The 22,106-nt window shown below is 43.2% G+C and carries 19 protein-coding genes; 10 read left to right on the top strand and 9 right to left on the bottom strand.

Annotated elements, in window-relative coordinates; translation table 11 throughout:
• Positions 1-32 precede the first annotated feature (32 nt).
• Complete coding sequence (locus AC0VYT_RS10805) at positions 33-1,034, bottom strand: hypothetical protein (RefSeq protein WP_005019056.1); 1,002 nt, start codon at positions 1,032-1,034, stop codon at positions 33-35.
• Between the two features lie 17 nt (positions 1,035-1,051).
• The gene (locus AC0VYT_RS10800) at positions 1,052-2,083 is read right to left on the bottom strand and encodes an alpha/beta fold hydrolase (RefSeq protein ID WP_005019058.1); all 1,032 of its coding nucleotides are present in this window, start codon (positions 2,081-2,083) and stop codon (positions 1,052-1,054) included.
• 321 nt (positions 2,084-2,404) lie between these two features.
• On the opposite strand from AC0VYT_RS10800, the gene AC0VYT_RS10795 reads away from it, so the two are divergent.
• Complete coding sequence (locus tag AC0VYT_RS10795) at positions 2,405-3,019, top strand: carbonic anhydrase (RefSeq protein ID WP_005019060.1); 615 nt, start codon at positions 2,405-2,407, stop codon at positions 3,017-3,019.
• Between the two features lie 54 nt (positions 3,020-3,073).
• Here AC0VYT_RS10795 and AC0VYT_RS10790 read toward each other — a convergent pair whose 3' ends face one another.
• Positions 3,074-3,631 carry an arylesterase gene (locus AC0VYT_RS10790; RefSeq protein ID WP_372410819.1) on the bottom strand — a complete coding sequence of 186 codons (558 nt, stop codon included), beginning with the start codon at positions 3,629-3,631 and terminating at the stop codon, positions 3,074-3,076.
• 84 nt (positions 3,632-3,715) lie between these two features.
• Between AC0VYT_RS10790 and AC0VYT_RS10785 the strand changes: the two genes are divergently transcribed.
• The gene (locus tag AC0VYT_RS10785; RefSeq protein ID WP_005019062.1) at positions 3,716-4,462 is read left to right on the top strand and encodes an ABC transporter ATP-binding protein; all 747 of its coding nucleotides are present in this window, start codon (positions 3,716-3,718) and stop codon (positions 4,460-4,462) included.
• A complete protein-coding gene (locus AC0VYT_RS10780) occupies positions 4,443-6,923 on the top strand; it encodes an ABC transporter permease (RefSeq protein WP_005019064.1) in 2,481 nt (826 codons plus the stop codon). The genes AC0VYT_RS10785 and AC0VYT_RS10780 overlap by 20 nt, the downstream gene beginning before the upstream one ends.
• Positions 6,924-6,950: 27 nt before the next feature.
• On the opposite strand, the gene AC0VYT_RS10775 is transcribed toward AC0VYT_RS10780, so the two are convergent.
• Positions 6,951-7,757: a rhomboid family intramembrane serine protease gene (locus AC0VYT_RS10775; RefSeq protein WP_005019065.1), complete on the bottom strand. Its 807-nt coding sequence runs from the start codon at positions 7,755-7,757 to the stop codon at positions 6,951-6,953.
• A gap of 78 nt (positions 7,758-7,835) precedes the next feature.
• On the opposite strand from AC0VYT_RS10775, the gene mtgA reads away from it, so the two are divergent.
• Both mtgA and ppk1 read left to right on the top strand, forming a co-directional pair.
• Positions 7,836-8,510, top strand: a complete 675-nt coding sequence (gene mtgA, locus AC0VYT_RS10770) for a monofunctional biosynthetic peptidoglycan transglycosylase (RefSeq protein ID WP_005019068.1) — start codon at positions 7,836-7,838, stop codon at positions 8,508-8,510.
• A gap of 108 nt (positions 8,511-8,618) precedes the next feature.
• Positions 8,619-10,697 (top strand): polyphosphate kinase 1, encoded by a 2,079-nt coding sequence (gene ppk1 / locus AC0VYT_RS10765; protein ID WP_005019069.1) that lies wholly within the window; start codon positions 8,619-8,621, stop codon positions 10,695-10,697.
• A 56-nt stretch (positions 10,698-10,753) separates the two neighbouring features.
• Here ppk1 and oxyR read toward each other — a convergent pair whose 3' ends face one another.
• From oxyR to rubA, 4 genes are all read right to left on the bottom strand, one after another.
• Positions 10,754-11,662 carry a LysR family transcriptional regulator OxyR gene (gene oxyR, locus AC0VYT_RS10760; RefSeq protein WP_005019070.1) on the bottom strand — a complete coding sequence of 303 codons (909 nt, stop codon included), beginning with the start codon at positions 11,660-11,662 and terminating at the stop codon, positions 10,754-10,756.
• A gap of 6 nt (positions 11,663-11,668) precedes the next feature.
• A complete protein-coding gene (gene estB / locus AC0VYT_RS10755) occupies positions 11,669-12,613 on the bottom strand; it encodes an esterase EstB (protein WP_005019072.1) in 945 nt (314 codons plus the stop codon).
• 60 nt (positions 12,614-12,673) lie between these two features.
• Positions 12,674-13,852: an NAD(P)/FAD-dependent oxidoreductase gene (locus AC0VYT_RS10750; RefSeq protein ID WP_005019073.1), complete on the bottom strand. Its 1,179-nt coding sequence runs from the start codon at positions 13,850-13,852 to the stop codon at positions 12,674-12,676.
• 70 nt (positions 13,853-13,922) lie between these two features.
• Positions 13,923-14,087, bottom strand: a complete 165-nt coding sequence (gene rubA, locus AC0VYT_RS10745) for a rubredoxin RubA (protein ID WP_005019074.1) — start codon at positions 14,085-14,087, stop codon at positions 13,923-13,925.
• Between the two features lie 577 nt (positions 14,088-14,664).
• Here rubA and AC0VYT_RS10740 point away from each other — a divergent pair.
• Positions 14,665-15,207: an adenine phosphoribosyltransferase gene (locus tag AC0VYT_RS10740; RefSeq protein WP_005019075.1), complete on the top strand. Its 543-nt coding sequence runs from the start codon at positions 14,665-14,667 to the stop codon at positions 15,205-15,207.
• Positions 15,208-15,233: 26 nt separating this feature from the next.
• Here AC0VYT_RS10740 and AC0VYT_RS10735 read toward each other — a convergent pair whose 3' ends face one another.
• Positions 15,234-15,743: a YqiA/YcfP family alpha/beta fold hydrolase gene (locus AC0VYT_RS10735; protein WP_005404380.1), complete on the bottom strand. Its 510-nt coding sequence runs from the start codon at positions 15,741-15,743 to the stop codon at positions 15,234-15,236.
• 245 nt (positions 15,744-15,988) lie between these two features.
• Between AC0VYT_RS10735 and lysS the strand changes: the two genes are divergently transcribed.
• The 4 genes from lysS (at position 15,989) to cysN (ending at position 21,941) form a co-directional block, all read left to right on the top strand.
• A complete protein-coding gene (lysS, locus tag AC0VYT_RS10730) occupies positions 15,989-17,518 on the top strand; it encodes a lysine--tRNA ligase (RefSeq protein ID WP_005019077.1) in 1,530 nt (509 codons plus the stop codon).
• Positions 17,519-17,671: 153 nt separating this feature from the next.
• Positions 17,672-19,126, top strand: coding sequence for a capsule assembly Wzi family protein (locus tag AC0VYT_RS10725; RefSeq protein ID WP_005019078.1), 1,455 nt, complete (start codon positions 17,672-17,674; stop codon positions 19,124-19,126).
• A 257-nt stretch (positions 19,127-19,383) separates the two neighbouring features.
• On the top strand, positions 19,384-20,307 hold the full coding sequence (gene cysD / locus AC0VYT_RS10720) for a sulfate adenylyltransferase subunit CysD (protein ID WP_005019079.1): 924 nt from the start codon (positions 19,384-19,386) through the stop codon (positions 20,305-20,307).
• A gap of 20 nt (positions 20,308-20,327) precedes the next feature.
• Positions 20,328-21,941, top strand: a complete 1,614-nt coding sequence (gene cysN / locus AC0VYT_RS10715; protein ID WP_005019080.1) for a sulfate adenylyltransferase subunit CysN — start codon at positions 20,328-20,330, stop codon at positions 21,939-21,941.
• The last annotated feature ends 165 nt before the right edge of the window (positions 21,942-22,106 follow it).

The raw sequence follows: 22,106 nt of genomic DNA, 5'->3' as shown, positions 1-22,106 counted from the left end.
AAAAGAGCCGCTTTCAAAGCGGCTTTTTCAATTTATCCGTTTAAAATATTTTGAGCAGATTCGGAAGCATAAAACCGTTCCAGATATACTCTAGCCCGCTTACGCAGATATTCGGAACTGCACATTGTCTGAATTACTGGCTGTAACAGTTGTTGTAACTCATGCTGGATCAGTGACTCATCAATGTTCAGATCACGGAGTAAAAGATCAAAATTACGTTCCTGATTGCGGACGTACCAGGCATGTACACCATCATGAATCTGCTGTTTCAAGTACTCGCTCTGGCGCATAAAGTCCCAGATTTCATGCCCCAGCTTCACAGTATTGGGTAAGTCCTCAACTTCAATATATTGCCGTAAAACACTTAAAGGCTGTTTTTTAATTTTATGCCAGAGATTGGCCTGAAAATGATAGAGCTTGTCATTATCGAAATGTTGGTTCAGCACATGTTCACTCATCTGGCTGAGTTTCAATATATTTTTTTGCAAATAATGGTGGATTGTATCATCTAGACTGCTATCAGTAACAGTTTCCAGGACTGATTTTCCCATTTTCATAAAACGGCTTACACCCGGCACCTTTTTTGAGACTATAGAGTTATCCAGATAATCCTGAATGGCATGCTGAATGAGCTGAGTAATCATGGCAGAAAAAGCCGGACTATTTACGACGCTTTTAATGAGGCGTTCACGATGCTTACTTTTGCTGGCTACATATTGGGCAATACGATCAACTGTCAGTACTGGAATAACATCTTCTATTCTAGTCGAATCGTTACACGGATGAATCAGTGCAAAACGGATATGTTCAGCAATCTGTTCAATCAAAAAACTGCTGGCGGGTGTGGCCAAAATCTGCTTTTGTAATAAATGATTAATCTCTTCAAAAGACCAGAGATCCTGTAAATGCTGCTTTCTGAACCATTGATAAAAACTGCTAAATTCCAGCGCAATAGTTTCAGGCAAACTAAATTCATGTTGTAAAAAATCAAGATGAGCTTCGATCAGCTGTTCGGTTTTTGTGGCTATTGTCATAATCGTTTTTCTATGGCCTAAGGTTGAGTGGGCTGAATATTTAACGGTTTTTTCAGGATCCGGGTCTTTGCCAGAAAAGGCAGATAGTGCTGGATGACCAGCTGTTCTGCCTCCATGATGGGCATATGGCCGACCTGGTCCAGAATTACGGGCGGTTCCGCGTGTTTTAATAGTGTTTTTAACTCTTCGGCAACCTCAACATTAATGATTCTGTCCTGTTTGCCCCAAATAATTAAACTCGGTGCATCAATAGTTCGGGCTAAGAGTGCAAAAGACTGCGGTGTATAGGTACGATTTAAAGCCACCAGCTGGTCTACCATTTTTGCTGTTTGTGGTGCCTGAGCAATCATGATCTGTTCTTGCGCCTGCTTGTAACGGCGTGGCAAGAAGGGAGGGTTCTGCATTACAGTTTTGAGCAGATAGTTAAAATCTCCAGGTTTAGAAACCACCAGCTGTTTAAGGTAAGCCGGATTATGCAGATAAGGCGTTCTGGCATTTCGAAATACGCCACCACTACTGACCAGAAATAGGCTCTGGGTTTCAAAAGGGTATTGGGCTGCATATAGCATGGCAATTGCACCACCCAATGAATGCCCAGCAAGATGCACCTGGTTTGGAATATTAGCTGCCTCGACAAAACGGCGTAACTGCTCGGTAATGTGCGGAACAGACATATCAAAATCTGCTGGGGTCCGGGTTTCACCTCCTGTAGGCAAATCTGGAATGACCACATGATAATGCGGCGTTAAATAATGAGCCAGCCGGTTCCAGTTGTCACGGCTTCCGGAAAGACCGTGCAGGAGGAGTAGTGTGGGCTTGTCAACCGGTCCGCCTTCACTGTAGGACCAGGTCACTTCACCGACTTTCAGAGTTTTGCTGCGTAGCCCGGCCCAGCTCCGTTCTTCCTGTAAGGCCTGCTGAAATTCTTTCTGTAATTCTTCATTTTGGGCAATTGCAGTTGGACTTAATATACTTAAACAGCTTCCGAGCAAAATCATGGCAGCTGTAGAGGAAAATTTAAAAGTACGCTGCATGCTTGAGCCTGTCATTTATCGGACTTCCCTGAAAAGTTACTCATTATATAAAAAAATCGCTATTGTTATCGACTCTGGCACAGATAGCATATCTGACTGACAACTAATCAGATAAAATGCAGTCAATTCCGTCAGCAGGAAAATAGCGGGTCTGATCATACAGTGTCTTTTATTTTGACAAAGTATTGATACGTAACTATATGAATCAATCATTATAAAAACGTCTCATTTATGAAGTTCGATAAAAAAGTACGCGATACTCTATTTTTTGTCAGTGACATTCAAAAATTGCAGGATTAAAATATTTTTTAACATTTAAAACAGATGGGAAATAGAATGCTAACTGCCCAAGAAGCTTTAGAACGCCTCAAACAGGGAAATCAACGTTTTGTGAAGGGAGAGACGACTCACCCCAAGCTTCTGTCACATCAGGAACGTGCAGAGATGGCAGAAGACCAGAATCCGTTCGCCATTATTCTGGGCTGTTCTGACTCACGTGTTCCGGCAGAAATGGTATTCGATCAGGGCCTCGGTGACCTGTTTGTTATTCGTGTAGCTGGTAATATTGTTGCACCTTCGCAGGTAGGAAGTGTCGAATTTGCTGCAGAGCGTTATGACTGTGCTGTAGTTGTGGTACTAGGCCACAGTCATTGTGGTGCAATTCAGGCCACTATTAATGCTCTGAATAATCCGGATCAGGAACCTTCCATGAACCTGATGTCAATTGTGAACCGTGTACGGCCTTCAGTTGAAATCCTGATGCAGACCGAACTTAAAAATGATGTTAAGAAACTGTCCAAACATGCAGTACGTTCTAACGTGTTCGCATCAGTTAACCAGTTGCGTCATGGTTCAGCCGTACTGGAAAGCCTGATTGCTAAAGGTAAGATGATTGTTGTAGGGGCAGAATATTCACTCGAGACAGGTGAAGTAGAATTTTTGGATTTTTAACACAGAAAAATATTTAATCAGGCCTTGTATGCCATGACATACAGGGCCTTTAATTTATAGTGCGCCCTTAATATAAGGGTAAGCATTGTTGAGTAGTCTCATTTGGGCCTTGCTATTGGGGTGTACCAGATCTGCCTGCATCAAGGTTTTATTGCCAGCAATTCCTTCCATAAAAAATGGCATCAATTTTACCTGATACTGCTGGCTGACTCTTTTATAAGTATTTTCAAAACTCTGACTATAAGCCGCGCCATAGTTTGGGGGTATCTTCATGCCAAATAGCAGCACTTTGGCTTTTGAAGCTTTTGCCTGCTGTACAAGTTGTCCAAGATTTTTCTCAATCATCTGTGGTGGCTGTCCACGCAGACCATCGTTCCCGCCCAGCTCAATCACGACTACATGGGGTTTATAGGTTTGTAAAAGCTTTGGAAAACGGGCTAGGGCACCACTAGTGGTTTCACCGCTGACGCTTGCATTGACCACTTTGTGCTGTTTCGGGTACTGTTGGTCAAGGCGCTTTTGCAATAATTGAACCCATCCCTGTTCCGGTTTCATACCATAACCGGCACTGATACTATCGCCTAAAACCATAATAGTTTTAGCTGACGCCATTAGCGGAACTGCAGCCAAGCCTGCAATAGCCAGACGTTTAAGAATTAAAGACCACAATTTTCGATTTTGCATATCAGGAATTTTATGACTCAGGCCAATTTGCGATCTTCCATCATGCCACAACCGATTATTTCTGCCCAGCAGATCACACAAAGCATCCAACTGCCGCATCAAAATTTAACAATTCTAAAAGAGGTTAATTTACAGATTATGCCGGGAGAGCAGGTGGCTATTACAGGTCGCTCTGGTTCGGGTAAATCGACATTGCTGGGTATTCTGGCAACACTGGATCAGGCCAGTTCTGGTGAACTGATTATCTGCGAAGAAGAAGTTCATCGGTTAAATGAAGAGCAGCGTGCTCAGGTGCGCCTGAAATACATTGGCTTTATTTTTCAGTCTTTTCAGTTATTGCCAGCCTTAACTGCTGTCGAGAATGTGATGTTACCACTCAGGTTACAGCCAGACTTCCATTACCAGACAGCTGAGCAAAAGGCTTTAAAACTTCTGAAAAGGGTAGGGCTTGAGCGACAGGCCGGTCAGACTCCAAAAGTACTTTCGGGCGGCGAGCAGCAGCGTGTTGCCATTGCACGGGCACTCATCAGTGAGGCTGCGATCATTTTTGCCGATGAGCCAACAGGCAACCTCGACGGACAGACAGCTGAAGAAATTGAGCAGTTACTGTTTGAACTGAACCATGAACTGGGCACTACACTGGTACTGGTTACTCACGACCCTGAACTTGCCCGACAGTGCCAGCGTCACTTCGAACTGGTGAATGGCCATCTGATTGAAAAGACTTCAGGAGATACCCATGTTAAGTCCGGTGCTTAAACCGCTATTAACACAGAGCTTTCGTAGCAGTGGTATCTATCTGTTGATCATTGCACTGGTTCTGGCCATCAGTGCCACAACCGCAGTTAAATTCAGTAATCAGCAGGTACAGCAGGCGGTTGCCTTACAGGCAGCGGAAATGCTTGCCGCTGATCTGGTGCTAAGTGATACCGCGCCGCTCGAGCAAAAATGGTTCCAGCAGGCCCGGCAGCTGGGTTTGGCACAGTCAAAGGTTACTGTATTTAGCTCAATGGTCCATACGGATGACCAGTTTGTTATGGTTAATGTTAAGGCCATAGATCAGGCCTTTCCTTTGAGAGGAGAACTGCAGAGTACCTCTGCTGCTCAAACTCCCAATCCGGGAGAAGTCTGGCTTAGCCCACGTGCCTTGGAACTATTAAAGGTAAAAGTAGGTGACCAGATCCAGATTGCAGATGGCAGTTTTAACGTTGCAGCAAAAATTGTTAAAGACAGCAATCAGGAATTAGGATTTTCGGGATTTTCACCCACTGTCATTATTCACCAGCAAGATATCGCACGTACAGAAGCTATTCAGGTGGGTAGCCGGGTACAGTACCGTTTATTGATGGCCGGATCACCGCAACAGGTACAAGCTTTTGAAAAAGGTTTTGAACAGCTCACCGGACAAAAGCAGAAAAATAAAATTGATACAGAACAGGCAGGGGAAACTACCAGCCTGCAGTTGCGTAATGCGGGTGAAGCCAATACACGTCTGATGAAACCGCTTGAGAATCTGGATACCTTTTTGCAACTGGCAAATATTCTTACCATTTTACTCTGCGGTATTGCTATCGCGCTCACTAGCCAACGCTATGTCATGCAAAACCAGGACCATCTGGCGCTGCTGCGCTGTCTGGGTGCTTCCAAACATAGTATTTTATGGGCTTATCTTATACTGCTGGTGATTATCATGCTGATTGCCATCAGTTTTGGCGCAATACTGGGAATTGGACTTGGTTATGGCTTGCTTCAGTTGATGCTGCAGCTCATCCCTAATTTGAACATCCAGTTTTCGGCACTGGCCATGCTACAGGGCCCGTTGCCTGTAGCCATGTTTACCAGTGCCATTGTGTTGTTGGGTTTTATCGGACCAAGCTTATGGCAACTCTTGAATACGCCCCCTATTCGGGTGATTCGTCAGCAGGAAAAATCAGTTGTCTCTATTCTGGTCATGCTTTCCACCGGGCTATTAAGTCTGGTGATCTTTAGTGTGGTACTCACAGAAAATCTGCGACTGACGGCATGGGTAATGCTGGCGATTATCCTGTTATGTACAGTACTTTACGGCTTAGTCTGGCTTATTTTGAAAATATTAAAAGCAGCAAAAGGCCGGATTTCAGCTTATGTGCGTACACCCTATCAGACTGCTTTGCAAATAACAGCGCTGGCCTTGGGTTTAAGCCTGATCACGGTGCTGGCCGTATTGCGTACCGATATGCTGGAGCGCTGGCAGCAGCAACTCCCTGTAGATGCACCGAACCAGTTCGTTTATGGCTTGCCTCCTTTTGACCTTGAACCATTTCAGCAACAGGTTCGACAAAATGGTTGGGCTGGAACAGCACTTTATCCAAATATCCGGGGACGTTTGACTGAGAAAAATGGTCAGCCTTTCTCAAGTGAACTTATTCAGAAAAGTAACTCCTTGCAACGTGAGCTTAATCTTACCCAGACAAAGCAATATCCGGCAGATAACCGGATTATTGAGGGAGCTGCTTCATTTAGCCGGATTGGACAGGTTTCAGTTGAAGCAAAAACAGCAGAAGAGTTAGGAATCAGGGTCGGGGACGAGCTGGGTTTTAGTTTGCCAGAAGGCCTGTTAAAAGCCCGGGTCATTAATCTGAGAACCGTTGAGTGGGAAAGTTTCAGTCCTAATTTCTTCTTTATTTTTTCACCAGACACAATAGATGAAAATGCGGGCAGTTATCTGGGCAGTTTTTATGTACCTGAAGAAGACAGGCCTAAACTGGTTAATCTGATTCAACAATTTCCGAATACGGTTTTTATTGATGTCAGTATGATTCTGGAACAGGTTAAACAGCTGGTAAATGTTCTGGTACAGATTATTACTGTACTGGCAGTACTGGTGAGTATCTCCGGTTTTCTGGTACTGCTGGCATGTCTAAACCTGCTGCTGGACGAACGTAAGCAGGAAGTTGCACTATTACGTTCTTTTGGCAGTTCAAAACATAAATTAAAACAGATGCTGAGTCTGGAAATTGGATTAATCGGTTTTATTTCCGGAGCGGTCGCTTGTCTGTTTGCAGAGGTGATCAGTGCAATTGCCAGTTACCGTATGGAGTTGCCGATACAGTTACATGCTGAGATCTGGCTGTGTCTACCACTTGTCATGACAGTCGTATGTGCCATCATTGGCCGATATCGCTTGAGCTATCTCTGTGATATTCCACCATTAGAGAGTCTGCGGTCGATTAATCAGTAAAAGTTTTTAGATAAATGCCAGCCTGGTTTAAAAGCCAAGCTGGTTTTTCATCTGGCTTAACATTTCCTGCCAGAGGGGCTGAATCTGCTGTATCTGCTCCAGATTATACTGATATAAGGCCAGACAGCATGCTGCACCTATCAATAGGCCAGCCATTCCCCCTATAACGCTGACACGTAAACGCTGGCTGAGATACCAGAGCAGTGCTAACAGTATACCCATCATCATGCCGCCGATATGGGCTGCGTTGTTGATGCCACTAATCATAAAACCCATGCCCAGATTAAGCCCCATAACCAGTAATAAGGATTTGCGGTCCAGAATAAACTGCTGTCGGGGCAGTACTGGTAATAAAGATAGTATAGCCAATGCTGCCCCCAGTCCCATGACTGCGCCCGATGCGCCTGCACCTACACGTGGCAATAGCTCGGGGTCAAACTGATTCAGCAGGCTATATGTATTTTGAACATCAATATAGCCGCTGAGCAGACTTCCCATAAGACCGGCCAGTACATATAAACCGATAAAATAGGACCGTCCAAACAGCTGTTCAGCCACACTACCAAAGATATAGAGGGCCCACATGTTTAACATAAGATGGATCAGACCAAAATGAAAAAACATGCTGGTGAATAGCCGTTGAGGTTCCTCTAAATAGGTTAAAGGTGCATAATCAGCACCCCAGCGGATTGCATCAATGATCTCAGGCTGGGTAATATCAACACCAGCGAAAATCTGCCAGGCGAACAACCCGACATTGATTGCAATCAGAAGCGCTGTACACCACCAAAGCTGCGTATTGGATTGAACCGGAAAAGGTGAATAGTTCGACATGCTTTTTTAAAAACAGATACGATATGGTCGAAAACAGCTTAACACGAAAAAAAATGAATACAGGAGTAACTCTCTGACATGAAAGCTATTATTGTTCGCACTTTGTTAATTCTTGTCAGCCTGTTTCTTTTAGTACAACTCTGGATTTTTAGCAGTCTGGTGTGGTGGCGTACCCATCCGGTTGAAACCACCATGTTTATGCGACTAGATTACTGGGCAGATCGAAGTCAGCCTATCCAGCATGAGTGGCGTGACTATGACCAGATCAGCGATTACTTTAAACATGCAATTGTCGCTGCAGAAGATGGCAAATTTCTTCAGCATCATGGATTTGACTGGGATGGCATCCAGCACGCTATTGAACGTAACGGAGAAAAGGGGCAAGTGGTGGCCGGTGGTTCGACTATCTCCCAGCAGCTCGCTAAAAATCTGTTTTTATACAATAAACGCTCTTTTTTACGCAAAGGTCAGGAGGCTATCGCGACCTGGATGATGGAGCGTATGTGGACCAAACAGCGTATTTTAGAAGTTTATATGAATTCGGTTGAGTTCGGGGAAAATATCTATGGGGTAGAAGCTGCGACCCAGCATTACTTTGGTAAAAGCTCGCATAGTCTAAGCCGTGAACAGGCCGCTTTTCTGGCTGCACTTTTACCAAATCCGAAATACTATGATGAAAACCGGAATGACCGGAAATTACAGTATCGCAAGCGTATGATCAGTAAATATATGCGCTATAGCCATATTCCTTAATAATTTTTTAAAGATAAGCCCATTTTTTGGGCTTTTTTTATGAAATTGTCAAAATTTTAACGCATACTTGAATGAAATATATCAGTTCTCATTCGTATAGGTTGCAGCATGAATAGTATAGTTCCAGCCAGTCCTTCAGAATATACATATAATGACCGCTACATTAACCGTGAACTGTCCATTCTGGACTTTCACCTGCGGGTACTGGAACAGGCTGTTGACCCGATACATCCCTTGCTGGAGCGTATGAATTTTCTGCTGATTTTTTCCCGTAATATGGATGAGTTTTTTGAAATCCGTGTTGCTGGAGTTATGGAGCAGCTGTACTTGGGAAATGAAAGCCGCAGTCCTGACGGTTTAACTCCCAAACAGGTCCTGGAAAGCATTTCCAAAACTGCACATGAGGCCATTGCCCGCCAATACCGGATATTAAATCAGGAAATTTTACCCAAGCTGCGTGAAGAAGATATCTGTTTTCTGCGCCGTGGTGATTTAACACCTGCCCAATCCGCCTGGGTCAAAAAGTATTTTCAGGAGCAGGTTGCTCCAGTACTTACACCTATCAGTTTAGATCCAGCGCATCCATTCCCAAGACTGGTAAATAAAAGCTTAAATTTTATTGTCACCTTGGAAGGTAAAGATGCGTTTGGCCGGCAGATTGATCTGGCTGTTGTTCCTGCCCCCCGTTCATTACCGCGTGTAGTTCGCTTACCCGATGAACTGACTGGTGGTAAAGAGCATCATGTCATGCTGTCTGCGATTATTCACGAACACGTTTCAGACCTGTTCCCCGGTATGACAGCTACCGGCTGTTACCAGTTCCGTGTGACCCGAAATGCCGATCTGGCACTCAATGAGGATGTGGAAGATCTGGCTAAAGCTCTTAAAGGCGAATTAAGCTCGCGACGGTTTGGCCGTGCAGTACGTCTGGAGGTAACTGAAAACTGTCCACAACATATTTATGAGTACCTGCTAAATGAGTTTGATCTGGATGAGGAGCAGTTATATAAAGTGGATGGTCCGGTCAATCTGGCCCGGCTGCTGTCAAACTTTAAACGTCCTCATCTACGCTATAACTCGCATACCCCGATAATTCCTAAAGTCCTAAAAAAATCAGAAAATATTTTCTCTGCCATGCAGAAACAGGACATTTTACTGCACCATCCATTTGAATCTTTTGCACCGGTAATTAATCTGCTGCGTGAAGCAGCGCGAGATCCGCAGGTATTGGCCATCAAGCAGACTCTATACCGTTCTGGACCGGATTCTGAAATTGTACAGGTTCTGGCAGAAGCTGCACGTAATGGCAAAGAAGTAACCGCAGTGATCGAGCTGCGTGCCCGTTTTGATGAAGAGTCCAATATTGAGGTAGCCAATGTCCTGCAGGAGGCAGGTGCGGTAGTGGTATACGGCATTGTAGGCTATAAAACTCATGCCAAAATGATTCTGGTTATCCGCCGTGAAAACAACAAACTGGTGCGTTATGTACATCTGGGTACAGGTAACTACCATGCAGCCAATGCACGGATTTATACTGACTATGGCCTGATGACCACTGACAAAGAGCTTTGTGAAGATGTACACCGTATTTTCCAAGAATTAACTGGAATGGGTAAAATGGCCAAGCTGAAAAAGCTGCTGCATGCCCCATTTACACTTCATCAGCAGTTGATTCACTATATTGAAGAAGAAATTGCTAATGCCAAAGCCGGGAAAAAAGCCCGTATTATCGTAAAGGTCAATGCCTTAACTGAAATGCAGCTGATTAACAAACTGTATGAGGCTTCACAGGCTGGGGTCAAGATCGATCTGATTATTCGCTCTATCTGCTGCCTGCGTCCGGGACTGCCAGGCCTTTCGGAGAATATTCAGGTCCGTTCTATTGTAGGTCGTTTTCTGGAGCATACACGGGTTTATTATTTCTCGAACAATGGCAATCCGCGTATTTACTGTTCCAGTGCCGACTGGATGGACCGCAATTTATTTAATCGGGTAGAAGCCTGTTTCCCTATCGAAGATCCAGCATTGAAAAAACGTATCTATGAACAGGGGCTGGCAACCTATCTTAAAGATAACCAGCAGGCATGGATATTACAGGGCAACGGGCAGTGGCATCGTGCCCAGCTGGCTGAAGGTGAGGTACCTTACAATGCCCAGCAGACGCTACTGGAGATTTTTCAATCATGATAAAAAAGGAGCCTTAAGGCTCCTTTTTACACTAAATAAAATGATCAGACATGAGCCTAAGCTTGTAACTCACTGCTGATTTTCTGAAAAATCTGTAACAGGACGTCGAACTCGCTCTGTAATGGCGTACTTTTACGGGTAACCAGTGCAAGCGTACGGTTTGGCGCCGCCTCAATCGATTTCACCATCAACTCTTCATTGCACTTAATCATATTATTATGAATGGCAATTTCAGGAAGCAGAGTAAAGCCCAAGTTAGAAGATACCATTTCTACCAATGTAGGTAATGAGCTGGCTTTCAGGCGACTATCATTTTTACGCTCACCAATCGGGCAGGCGCTCAAAGCATGGTCACGTAAGCAGTGGCCTTCTTCAAGCAGCATCAGTCGCGACAGATCCAGATCTTGCAGACTGTTTGCATTGGCTGCTTTCTGGTCAGCCTTATGATAAACCAGATACAAATCTTCTTTTGCGATTTCAGCCACTTTCAAATTACGAGTATCAAACGGTAGAGCCAGAGCAACCATATCCAGATTACCATGTTCAAGCTTTTCTACAATTTTCTCGCTTTGAGCTTCATGCAGATGTAGCTGAATCTTGGGTAACTGTTTATGCACTTCTTCAAGTAGCTGTGACAATAGAAAAGGTGCCATGGTTGGGATAATGCCCAGATGCAGGTCACCAGTCAACGGCTCGCTCATTTCACGGCTTAAACGCATTAAATCCTGAGCATCGGCCAGCAATACACGCGCTCGTGCGACCACCTGTTCACCCAGGGGAGTTAAACGTACATTCTGGCGGTCACGTTCTACCAGAACCCCACCAAGCAAACGTTCCAGCTCCATAATTCCGCCCGATAAAGTGGACTGAGTTACGAATGAACGGCGCGCTGCTTCAGTGAAATGCAACGTTTCAGACAGTGTTACAAGATATGACAGCTGTCTTAAAGAGGGTAATGCAGCCATAGTGTCCTAATGTGTATGATTAAAATGATGAGCAAATAAACTGCTAAGTTTAGGAATAAAATGCGGCGGAATATCATGCCCCATTCCATGAATCAATTCAAACTTAGCGCCTGGGATTGCTTTCGCAACAGCTTTGCCGTGGCTCGGTGGAAGTAAACGATCACGTGATCCATGGATCACTAATGTGGGCTGATGGATCTGTTTATCCAGCTTTAGCAATGAACCTGTACATAATATTGCTAAAAACTGCTGAAGTACACCCGCTGGATAATAACTCCGTTGATATAGTTTACGTGCACTTTGTATGGCTTCAACCTGATTAATATAGCCGGGAGATCCTATAATCTCAAATAACTTCAAACTATGACTAATAATTCCTTCTTCATCATTGCTTTCAGGCTTGCCAATCAGGCTAAACAGCTGTTTTGGAAAAGGAGGGGGAAGCAAAGGCTGATTATTGCTGGTAAACATCAAGCCTAACTTTTCGACCTTATCCGGATAGCGGGCTGCAAGAATCTGCGCAATCATACCACCCATTGAAGCACCGATAACATAGGTTTTTTCCAGCCCCATTCTTTCAAGCAGTAAAGCTACATCATCAGCCATGTCATAGAGGGTATAAGGTGCTCCCTGATTCTGTAGACCAAGCGCAAAACGTCCCATCAGCTTAAAAGTATTTAAACGTGGTCCTTTATGACGTATCTTTGATGAAAGTCCAATATCGCGATTGTCAAAACGAATTACCCTATAACCTTGGTCAATTAATGATTTACAAAAGAAATCCGGCCAATATAAAAGCTGCGCACCTAGTCCCATAATTAACAGAATAGTTGGATGTTCAGGTTTACCGCCAATTTCTACATGAAGTTCGATTCCGTTGCCTAAATCGACCCGAGTTTCATGCATAAAAGAAGAATAAGGTGAAGCTTTAAGTTGAAAATTACTATTCATAAAACCACTTATCTCCCGAAACAGCGGTATTGACTGAAAATCACTCTGCTTATTTATGCGCTAAACCTGAGGCGGAATCAAGTCAGGGACCTGTTTTGCCAGGTTCAAGCGCTGCTTGCCTGCTGTTGGACCAAGTAAAACAAAACCGCGTAATGTTCCTGAAGCATCTACAGCTTTGGCAATCAGACCATCTTCAAACTCTTCATTTTCCCAGGAGACTTCAATATCTAAAGGAGCAGGAAGAACAGTAAGAGGGGCAGCCGGAGTTTTTACTGCAACGGGCATAGCCGGATAATGGACGTGAGTATGCTCGCCATTTAAGGTTTTAGCCAGAGCCCGTGCTTGTTGCATAATCGGCATGACATAAGGGAGCAGGGTACCATTTACCTCGGCACAGTCACCTACGGCATAAATATCAGGCTGACTGGTTTCCAGCAGGCCATTTGTAACTATACCGCGACTAGTCTGAATCTGTGCTGCTTTCGCCAGTTCAAGGTTTGGCTGCAAGCCAATTGCAGAAAGCACGATATCAGCCTCCAATACTTTTCCGTTTGCAAGACTCACAACATAGTCATCATTTTCAATTTTATTAACCTGCTCTACAGTGGTATTAAACACAAACTTGATACCGGCCTGTTCCAGTTTATGCTGGAATGAACTAGCCACATGCTGAGGTAACAAACGGCCAAGCGGTTGTGAGGATAGATCAATCACAGTAACGTCGTGTCCGGTATGCTGCAAGTCATTGGCAAATTCACAGCCAATCAGGCCCGCACCTAAAATCACAACACGCTTATCTTTACGCGATGACAGATTTTCACGGAATGTACGGTAGTCGATTAATGAATTTACGACATGAATATCTTCACTGGCGTTCCCGGCAATATTCAGGCGAACCGGATTAGCCCCAACGGCCAGAATCAGCTTGGAATATTTCTGCTTTCGGGACTGCTGATCTTTTTCAATGAGCAGTTCATGCTGCTCAGGATGAATTTCTTTTACCCAAGTAAAGGTCTCAATCTGCATATTGAGCTGGGTCGCCATTTTCTGTGCATCACCCAATGGAATCTGTTCAGGTGATTTATTACCTACCAAGGCGTTTGAAAGAGTCGGTTTAGCATAATTTACTGCATCATCGGCACAAATCATCACAAGTTCCTGTTCAGTATTTAATTTACGGAACTCCCGTGCAAGGGTATAGCCTGCCATCCCTGAGCCGATAATGACGATAGGGTCCATATTTTTCTCCATGTTCAATAAATTATGCTCGATGTAAAAAAGACCATGTCGGGCATGGTCTTGGTATTCTTTAAACTTCGATCATCTCGAAATCTGCTTTAGATACCCCACAATCCGGGCAGGTCCAGTCATCCGGAATATCTTCCCATTTTGTTCCCGGTGCGATGCCATCTTGTGGCCAACCTTGAGCTTCGTCATAAATCCAACCACAAACGATGCATTGGTACTTCTTCATCTGTATCTCCAAAACTGCTGGGCCAAAAGACCTGGCAGGAAAAACAAGCAGCTATTGTTAAATCTTTAAAATTATAAACATTCAGGAATGTTCATCTTGCCATAAATTTTTACGCTGTTCAGCAGTCAAAGTAAAGCAAATAACGGAGTTTAACCAGTTTGAAAACTGAGGTAATGGCAGAGTAGGTCAAAAGGAGGGGCAAACAGGCAATATTTTGTACTATCTATTCCTAAATAACTGAATCTGTAAGGATATAAAAATATTAATTGTTTTAAAGATTATCAAATATAGGATCAGTCATTATTTTTAATAAAATATCTAATAACAGACATGAGACTAAAAAAGCAGAAGCGTAGATAATAAGACCATAGTCTACTAGCTAGGCAGCGATGATTCATTTATTTTAAAGATAGGTAAAATTTTATTTAGAAATACCTTTAATTAAAATTAATTAAATTCAGACACTTATATTTTTTATTTTTTTGATTATTGAATATTCTGCATTAGATAACTGGCTATAACCTGAATAAAAGCATAAAATTCATGCATTCTTTTTCGTTTTTTCAGATCCTCTCCCATGACCAGTTTGCATACAACATTGTGGACTCATATCCGCACGGTACAAGATTTCCCTAAGCCCGGTATATGTTTTTACGACCTGACACCTTTATTCATGCAGAATATTGCCGCTTTAACAGATGCTTTAATTGCTAGCATTCCGGCTGAAGCGCTAAATGAAGTCGACAGTTTTCTGGCAGTAGAAGCACGTGGTTTTGTTTTGGCCAGTCTTTTAGCCCAGCGTTTAAATAAAGGTTTATTACTGGTGCGTAAAGCTGGCAAATTGCCGCCTCCAGTAGTGGGTGTTGGTTATAGTCTTGAGTATGGCGTAGACCGTCTGGAAATGGCTGATGGTATTGTACCACAGAAAGTTATTATTGTTGATGACGTGCTGGCTACAGGCGGTACTTTAAAAGCTGTAAAACAGCTTGCTGAAAAATGTCAGCATCATATTCTTGGAGCAAGTATTTTACTTGACCTGCCAGATTTACATAGTGATTTAGGGGTTAATATCTGGTCTGTTCTGGATGAACGTACCCAGCCTGAAGCACAAGTCGCCTAAAATTTATTCTTATAAAGCCGGATAATTCAGATAGGTTGCAAAAAATGGTTCTCCAGATGATGCAACAGCTGATTTAAATTATCCGGATTAGACAGGCGGTGACAACCGCCTTCTACTGCTTCAACTAGCATAAACTGTTCCAGATATTCTTGTGCTTCCAGCATATTCAGCTCTTCATCACCCAGTTCAAGATATGCAATTTTGGGTGCATCAGAATCCAGATCTGTCTCATTAATAGATGGATAATCTGTCCGGAATTGTGGTTTCAAACTGGGATTGGCAACCAGTGCTGGTAGCTTGAATAAGGCCGACATCTTTAATGCCCAGTACGCACCCAGGCTATGTCCTACCAGCACATCAGGCTGAATTTTCTGGATTATTTCCTGATAAAAGTGAGCAACTGTCTGATAATTCAGATTACGATAGTCCACTGTAATACAGCATTTATTTTCTGACTGAAGTGCATGGAACTTGGTAGATTCCCGTGAGGAATCTAGCCCATGCATAAATAATATCTTTAATGTGCACTTATTCATTTAATTTACTTCAAATCGCTATCCAGAAATATCCAAGATATCCGTTATCTTTTCTTGTCCCTTCCGGTAGGTAGTTTAATTTTGCGCCTGTCGCTTGGCTGTTAGCTATTGGTCTAGATTAGATCAAAGTCTAAGTAAAATGCATTGATGAAATTATTTTGCTTTAGCGTGATGCAAGGCATACGAAAAATGTAACCAATCTGCTATGCTATGTGACTTCTTTTTATACTTGAATCGAGGCAGAGATGACGCAACATAACGCTCAATCGACTTCTGAACACACTATTTCCGAAAACGATTTAATTGCACAGCGTCATGCCAAACTAAAACAGATCAAAGAGCAGGCCGAAGAGACTGGTAAGAGTCCTTGGCCAAATACATTTAAACGTGAACATTATGCGCAGGATCTACAGGATCTTTTTGCTGGCAAAACCAAAGAAGAAATTGAAGCTGGTGAAAAAGTTTATGTGTCTGTAGCAGGGCGCGTGATGCTGAATCGTGGCTCCTTCATTGTCATTCAGGATATGACTGGCCGTATTCAGCTTTATGTTGCACGTAAAGAATTAGATGAACAGACTCTTGCAAGCATTAAGGGCTTGGATCTTGGTGATATTATTGCTGTAAAAGGTTACATTGGGCGTTCAGGTAAAGGGGATCTTTATGTTCATATCGAACATTTTGAATTACTCACCAAATCGCTCCGTCCATTGCCTGATAAGTTTCATGGTTTAAACGATACTGAAGTTAAGTATCGTAAACGTTATCTGGATTTAATTGTTAACGAAGAAACCCGTAAAACATTTGAAATTCGTGCCAAAGTTGTTGCAGGCATCCGTAGTTACCTGAACAGTGAACGTTTCATGGAAGTTGAGACGCCGATGATGCATGTCATTCCTGGTGGTGCTTCAGCACGTCCGTTTGAAACTCACCATAATGCGCTGGATATGCCACTCTTTCTACGTATTGCGCCTGAGCTTTACCTAAAACGTTTGGTTGTGGGCGGCTTTGAACGAGTATTTGAGATTAACCGTAACTTTCGTAATGAAGGGGTATCGACCCGACATAATCCGGAATTTACCATGATCGAGTTTTATCAGGCTTATGCAGATTATAAAGACCTGATGCAACTGACCGAGAATATGCTGGAAAAACTGGCGCTCGATATTCTGGGAACAACCGATGTGCCTTATCAGGGAGAAGTTTTTAACTTCAAAGGGCCATACAAGAAAATCTCGATGTTTGATGCCATTCTTGAGCATAATCCGGAATTTACACCAGAAAATGTTAATGACCGGGAATTCTTGGCAAAATTTGTTCGGGAAGAACTTAAAGAACAGGTGAAAGCTGGTTTTGGTTTAGGTAAGCTGCAAACAATCGTTTTTGAAGAAACAGTAGAAACCAAACTGCGCCAGCCGACTTTTATTACTGAGTACCCGGCAGAAACCTCTCCATTGGCACGCCGTAATAATGATAACCCCCATATTACAGACCGTTTCGAATTTTTTATCGGTGGTCGTGAACTTGCCAATGGCTTTTCAGAGCTGAATGACCCGATTGATCAGGCGGAGCGTTTTCAGGCTCAGGTTGAAGAGAAAGATGCAGGTGATGATGAAGCAATGCACTATGATGCAGAGTTCATTGAAGCTTTAGAATATGGTCTGCCACCAACCGCCGGAGAGGGAATTGGTATTGACCGTCTGGTAATGATTTTTGCAGATGCGCCAAGTATTCGTGATGTAATTTTATTCCCACACATGCGTCGTAAAGATGTCTGATTACTAAAATAAAGAGAAGCCTGCTGAATGCAGGCTTTTTTATATTCCAAGATTTAGTTATAGATATGTAAATAGCCGAATTTACAATGTTGAAAAACCTAAACGAAATCTTTAAGGTTGGTAACAATAATTACACCTGAGCATGACACTACAATGTTTTTAAAAAAAGTTTTGGGCCTTTCCCTTTTATCGGTCCTGTCTTCTCCTGTCTGGGCACAAGGTCTGGTCCTCAATAACCAAGATTTGCGTACTGATCTGAACTGGTTAAACCAACAAGGTGTAATTCAGATCAGTACTTCAACTTGGCCGCTGAGTGGAGATGAAATTCAACGCGCTCTTGCACAAGCTAATATCAAAAATACTACTCAGCAAAAAGTAATTGATTCTGTACTCAATACTCTAAAAGCTGACAATAATATGCTAAAAGCCGGGCTATTTGCTGAAACTGACCAGAAGGTTCTACCACAAGCTTTCGGCGACAAACAGAAAGCCCAGTATCAGGCCGCGCTTGAATTCAATGCAGGAGGAGAAAACTGGGATGCGAAAGTCCGGGTGAATGCAGAGAAAGATCCGCAAATTGACAATGGACAGGATGTTAATGTCGAAGGTTCCTATATTGCTGGTAAACTCTGGAATCAGTGGGTAATTGCCGGTCAGATCCCAAGCTGGTGGGGACCAGGACATGATGGCAGTCTGATTCGTGGTGATGCTAGTCGTCCTGTTATTGGTGTTACTGCTCAGCGTGCAGTACAAGCTTCTTTTGAAACACCATTACTTTCATGGATTGGGCCTTGGCAGTATCAGGCTTTCGCAGGTCAACTTGATGATTACTCTGCAGTACCAGATGCGAAACTGATTGGACTGCGTCTGACAGCTCAGCCTTTACCTTATCTCGAATTGGGGGCATCCCGAATGATCCAGTGGGGAGGAGAGGGCCGTCCAGAAAGTTTAAGTTCGCTTTGGGATGCTTTCGTTGGTAATAAAGATAATGGGGGAACAGGTGAGCCTGATCCTTCTAACCAACTTGCAGGATTTGATGCACGTCTGAATCTTATACCACTTTTAAATACACCGGTAGGTATTTACGGTCAGTATGTGGGTGAGGATGAAGCTGGAGGCTTGCCATCAAAGAAAATGTATTTAGCTGGTGTAGACTACTCATCCGTCTATAAAAACCTGCCATTTCAACTTTATGCCGAGTGGGCAGATACTCGAACCAACGGCGAGGTTCGAGGTGTTTCTTATACTCATAGTACTTATACTGATGGTTACTATCAGCATGGCTATCCTTTAGGACACGCATTGGGAGGCGATGCTCAAATGGTCTCTATTGGTGGAGATATTCGCTTTGATATTATGAACCGTTTAAGTGGACGCGCCCTGGTTGCAAAAGTTAATCAATCTGAACGAGGTGCGAAAAATAATTTAGCTTTTGCACAGGATGATGAAATTAAGGCAGTCGATTTAACCTGGACCCATTATATGCAGCCTGATATTCCTTTAAAACTGAATGGCTGGCTAAGTGATTCAGATGCGAATGGTAATGATGCCGGTGTATCAGTCGGAATCGAGTTTTCGTTGGATCGTGCTTGGGCAGCATTTCGCTAGTTGTGTCTAAAAGAAAAGCCTGCTAAATGCAGGCTTTTTTATTGTTCGCTATTCTAAATAACTGATGAACCCAGTTAGTTCATTGTATAGGTTTTATTTAATGCACAATTTATAACTTCTTATATGAAAACCAAGAATATACATATCACAAAAGAAGCAATAGCCCAGACTGGCAAATCACTATAATGAATATAGTTCGTCAGATGCGTAATAAGCATCGATCCAAGTTTTAATCAAGATAGACATCCGGAGTTGTTATGGCAATCGTTCCTCCAACTGAGGAAAGACTTACACATCTAAAACAGCTTGAAGCTGAAAGCATTCACATCATTCGTGAAGTTGCTGCCGAATTTGAAAATCCGGTGATGTTGTATTCTATTGGTAAAGATTCTGCGGTAATGCTTCATCTGGCTATGAAAGCATTTTATCCAGCTAAGCTTCCTTTTCCGTTACTGCATGTAGATACCGGCTGGAAATTCCGTGCCATGATCAAGTTCCGTGATGAGATGGCGAAGAAACTGGGTCTGGATCTGATTGTTCATCAGAATAAAGAAGGCCGCGATGCCGGAATCAATCCGTTTGACCAAGGCAGCTCAAAATATACTGATATCATGAAGACCCAAGGTTTAAAGCAAGCTTTGGACAAATACCAGTTTGATGCAGCTTTTGGTGGTGCACGTCGTGATGAAGAAAAATCACGTGCTAAAGAACGCGTCTATTCATTCCGTGATTCTAAACACCGCTGGGACCCAAAAAACCAGCGACCAGAACTCTGGAATATTTATAACGGTAAAGTAAATAAAGGTGAAAGTATTCGTGTCTTTCCTTTATCAAACTGGACCGAGCTTGATATCTGGCAATATATTTTCCTTGAAAATATAGAACTTGTACCTTTGTATTTCTCTGCTGTACGTCCAGTGGTAGAACGTGATGGTACACTGATTATGGTAGATGATGAGCGTATGCGCCTAAAAGAGGGCGAAGTTCCACAAATGAAATCTGTACGTTTCCGTACATTAGGCTGTTATCCGCTTACAGGGGCTGTGGAATCTACAGCAGCAACCTTGCCGGATATCATTCAGGAAATGCTTTTAACCACCAGCTCCGAACGTCAGGGTCGTATGATTGACCATGATGAAGCAGGTTCGATGGAAAAGAAAAAGCAAGAAGGTTATTTCTAAAAATTTGTGGAGCGTGATGTATGTCTCATCAGTCTGAACTGATTAGCCAGGATATTCTGGCTTACCTTAAACAGCACGAGCAAAAAGACCTTCTACGCTTTTTGACGTGCGGTAATGTTGACGATGGTAAAAGTACCTTAATTGGCCGCCTATTATTTGATTCAAAGCTGATCTATGAAGATCAGTTACAGGCAGTAACCCGCGACAGTAAAAAAGTCGGCACTACAGGGGATGCACCGGATCTGGCTCTTCTGGTTGACGGTCTACAAGCAGAACGCGAACAGGGCATTACGATTGATGTCGCTTACCGTTATTTCTCAACAGAAAAGCGCAAATTCATTATTGCCGATACACCGGGACATGAGCAGTATACTCGGAATATGGCAACCGGAGCCTCGACCTGTGACCTTGCTATTATTCTGATTGATGCGCGTTATGGGGTACAGACCCAAACCCGTCGTCACAGCTATATCGCCAGCCTGTTAGGTATTAAAAATATTATTGTTGCCATTAACAAGATGGACCTGGTGGACTTTTCTGAAGCCCGTTTTAACGAGATCCGGGCTGAGTACAATGATTTTGTTAATCAGCTGGGCGACCGTAAACCGGCTAATATTATCTTTACGCCGATTTCAGCATTAAATGGTGACAATGTAGTCAACCCATCAGCCAATACCCCATGGTATAAGGGCCAGACCCTGATGGCGACGCTGGAAAATGTAGAGATCAACCGTAATTCTGCTAAGCAGGAATTCCGTTTTCCAGTGCAGTACGTAAACCGTCCAAATCTGGATTTTCGTGGATTTGCTGGTACGATTGCATTAGGCACGGTAAATGTGGGTGATGAAATCATTGCCTTACCATCAGGTAAACGATCAACGGTTAAAGAAATCGTGACCTATGATGGTAATCTTGAGCAGGCAGTTGCAGGACAGGCAGTCACTTTAACCTTGAATGATGAGATTGATATTTCTCGCGGTAACCTGATTGTTAAAGCAGGTGACCAGCCAGAAATCTCACGTTCTGTACGTGCTACTGTCGTATGGATGACTGACCAGCCTCTTGTAAAAGGCAAGCTTTATAATATTAAGCTAGGCACACAAACTGTTCCAGCCAAAGTCACCGAGATTAATTACCGCGTCAATGTGAATACGCTTGAGCAAACTCAGGTGGAACAGCTTGAACTTAATGCAATTGCCAATGTAATAGTTGAATTTGATGCACCTGTAGTCTTTGACTGCTACCAGGACAGCCGCTATACCGGCGCATTTATTTTTATTGACCGTCTGAGCAATGTGACAGTTGGCGCAGGTATGGTTGAATCTGCTGTTGAATGGAGTGCCAATGCCAAGCCAGTTACTGCAGAAGACCGTGCTGCACGTTTAGGTCAAAAACCTGCGGTTGTGAGTGTAAATACACAAGTACTTGAACATGCTCAAGGGCTGGAAAGTCTACTCATGCAGCAGGGCATAGTTGCACTTGCTAAGGTTGGCTTAACGGCAGAGCAGGCAATCCTGTTACGTGAAACAGGTATTGTAGTGATTACAGATATTACAGAAGGTGCTGATGTTAAGCTCAATTTAGATACGGTTGAAGAGCTGGCTGATAAAATTGTCGAATTAGTTCGTCTATAAGACTCAACTATTTTAAAAAAACCCGTCTTAATGGCGGGTTTTTTTATTAAAAGCATACTTATAAAAATATTAAATTTCCGTGTTGAAAACTTTTATTTTAATCGATGGATTTCTAATTTGATTACTTTTACTTATACATCAGAAAAACCAAACCGGCGAACCAGT

This window comes from Acinetobacter sp. QJM3NY_42, assembly GCF_056173745.1.
The sequence above is the reverse complement of the archived record's forward strand: the minus strand, read 5'-3'. Positions and strand labels throughout refer to the sequence as shown.

Excerpts from the sequence above, each read along its gene's own strand:
- AC0VYT_RS10805 (WP_005019056.1), bottom strand. The coding sequence starts at position 1,034 with ATGACAATAGCCACAAAAACCGAACAGCTGATCGAAGCTCATCTTGAT.
- AC0VYT_RS10800 (WP_005019058.1), bottom strand. The coding sequence starts at position 2,083 with ATGACAGGCTCAAGCATGCAGCGTACTTTTAAATTTTCCTCTACAGCT.
- AC0VYT_RS10795 (WP_005019060.1), top strand. The coding sequence starts at position 2,405 with ATGCTAACTGCCCAAGAAGCTTTAGAACGCCTCAAACAGGGAAATCAA.
- AC0VYT_RS10790 (WP_372410819.1), bottom strand. The coding sequence starts at position 3,631 with ATGGCGTCAGCTAAAACTATTATGGTTTTAGGCGATAGTATCAGTGCC.
- AC0VYT_RS10785 (WP_005019062.1), top strand. The coding sequence starts at position 3,716 with ATGACTCAGGCCAATTTGCGATCTTCCATCATGCCACAACCGATTATT.
- AC0VYT_RS10780 (WP_005019064.1), top strand. The coding sequence starts at position 4,443 with ATGTTAAGTCCGGTGCTTAAACCGCTATTAACACAGAGCTTTCGTAGC.
- AC0VYT_RS10775 (WP_005019065.1), bottom strand. The coding sequence starts at position 7,757 with ATGTCGAACTATTCACCTTTTCCGGTTCAATCCAATACGCAGCTTTGG.
- mtgA (WP_005019068.1), top strand. The coding sequence starts at position 7,836 with ATGAAAGCTATTATTGTTCGCACTTTGTTAATTCTTGTCAGCCTGTTT.
- ppk1 (WP_005019069.1), top strand. The coding sequence starts at position 8,619 with ATGAATAGTATAGTTCCAGCCAGTCCTTCAGAATATACATATAATGAC.
- oxyR (WP_005019070.1), bottom strand. The coding sequence starts at position 11,662 with ATGGCTGCATTACCCTCTTTAAGACAGCTGTCATATCTTGTAACACTG.
- estB (WP_005019072.1), bottom strand. The coding sequence starts at position 12,613 with ATGAATAGTAATTTTCAACTTAAAGCTTCACCTTATTCTTCTTTTATG.
- AC0VYT_RS10750 (WP_005019073.1), bottom strand. The coding sequence starts at position 13,852 with ATGGACCCTATCGTCATTATCGGCTCAGGGATGGCAGGCTATACCCTT.
- rubA (WP_005019074.1), bottom strand. The coding sequence starts at position 14,087 with ATGAAGAAGTACCAATGCATCGTTTGTGGTTGGATTTATGACGAAGCT.
- AC0VYT_RS10740 (WP_005019075.1), top strand. The coding sequence starts at position 14,665 with ATGACCAGTTTGCATACAACATTGTGGACTCATATCCGCACGGTACAA.
- AC0VYT_RS10735 (WP_005404380.1), bottom strand. The coding sequence starts at position 15,743 with ATGAATAAGTGCACATTAAAGATATTATTTATGCATGGGCTAGATTCC.
- lysS (WP_005019077.1), top strand. The coding sequence starts at position 15,989 with ATGACGCAACATAACGCTCAATCGACTTCTGAACACACTATTTCCGAA.
- AC0VYT_RS10725 (WP_005019078.1), top strand. The coding sequence starts at position 17,672 with ATGTTTTTAAAAAAAGTTTTGGGCCTTTCCCTTTTATCGGTCCTGTCT.
- cysD (WP_005019079.1), top strand. The coding sequence starts at position 19,384 with ATGGCAATCGTTCCTCCAACTGAGGAAAGACTTACACATCTAAAACAG.
- cysN (WP_005019080.1), top strand. The coding sequence starts at position 20,328 with ATGTCTCATCAGTCTGAACTGATTAGCCAGGATATTCTGGCTTACCTT.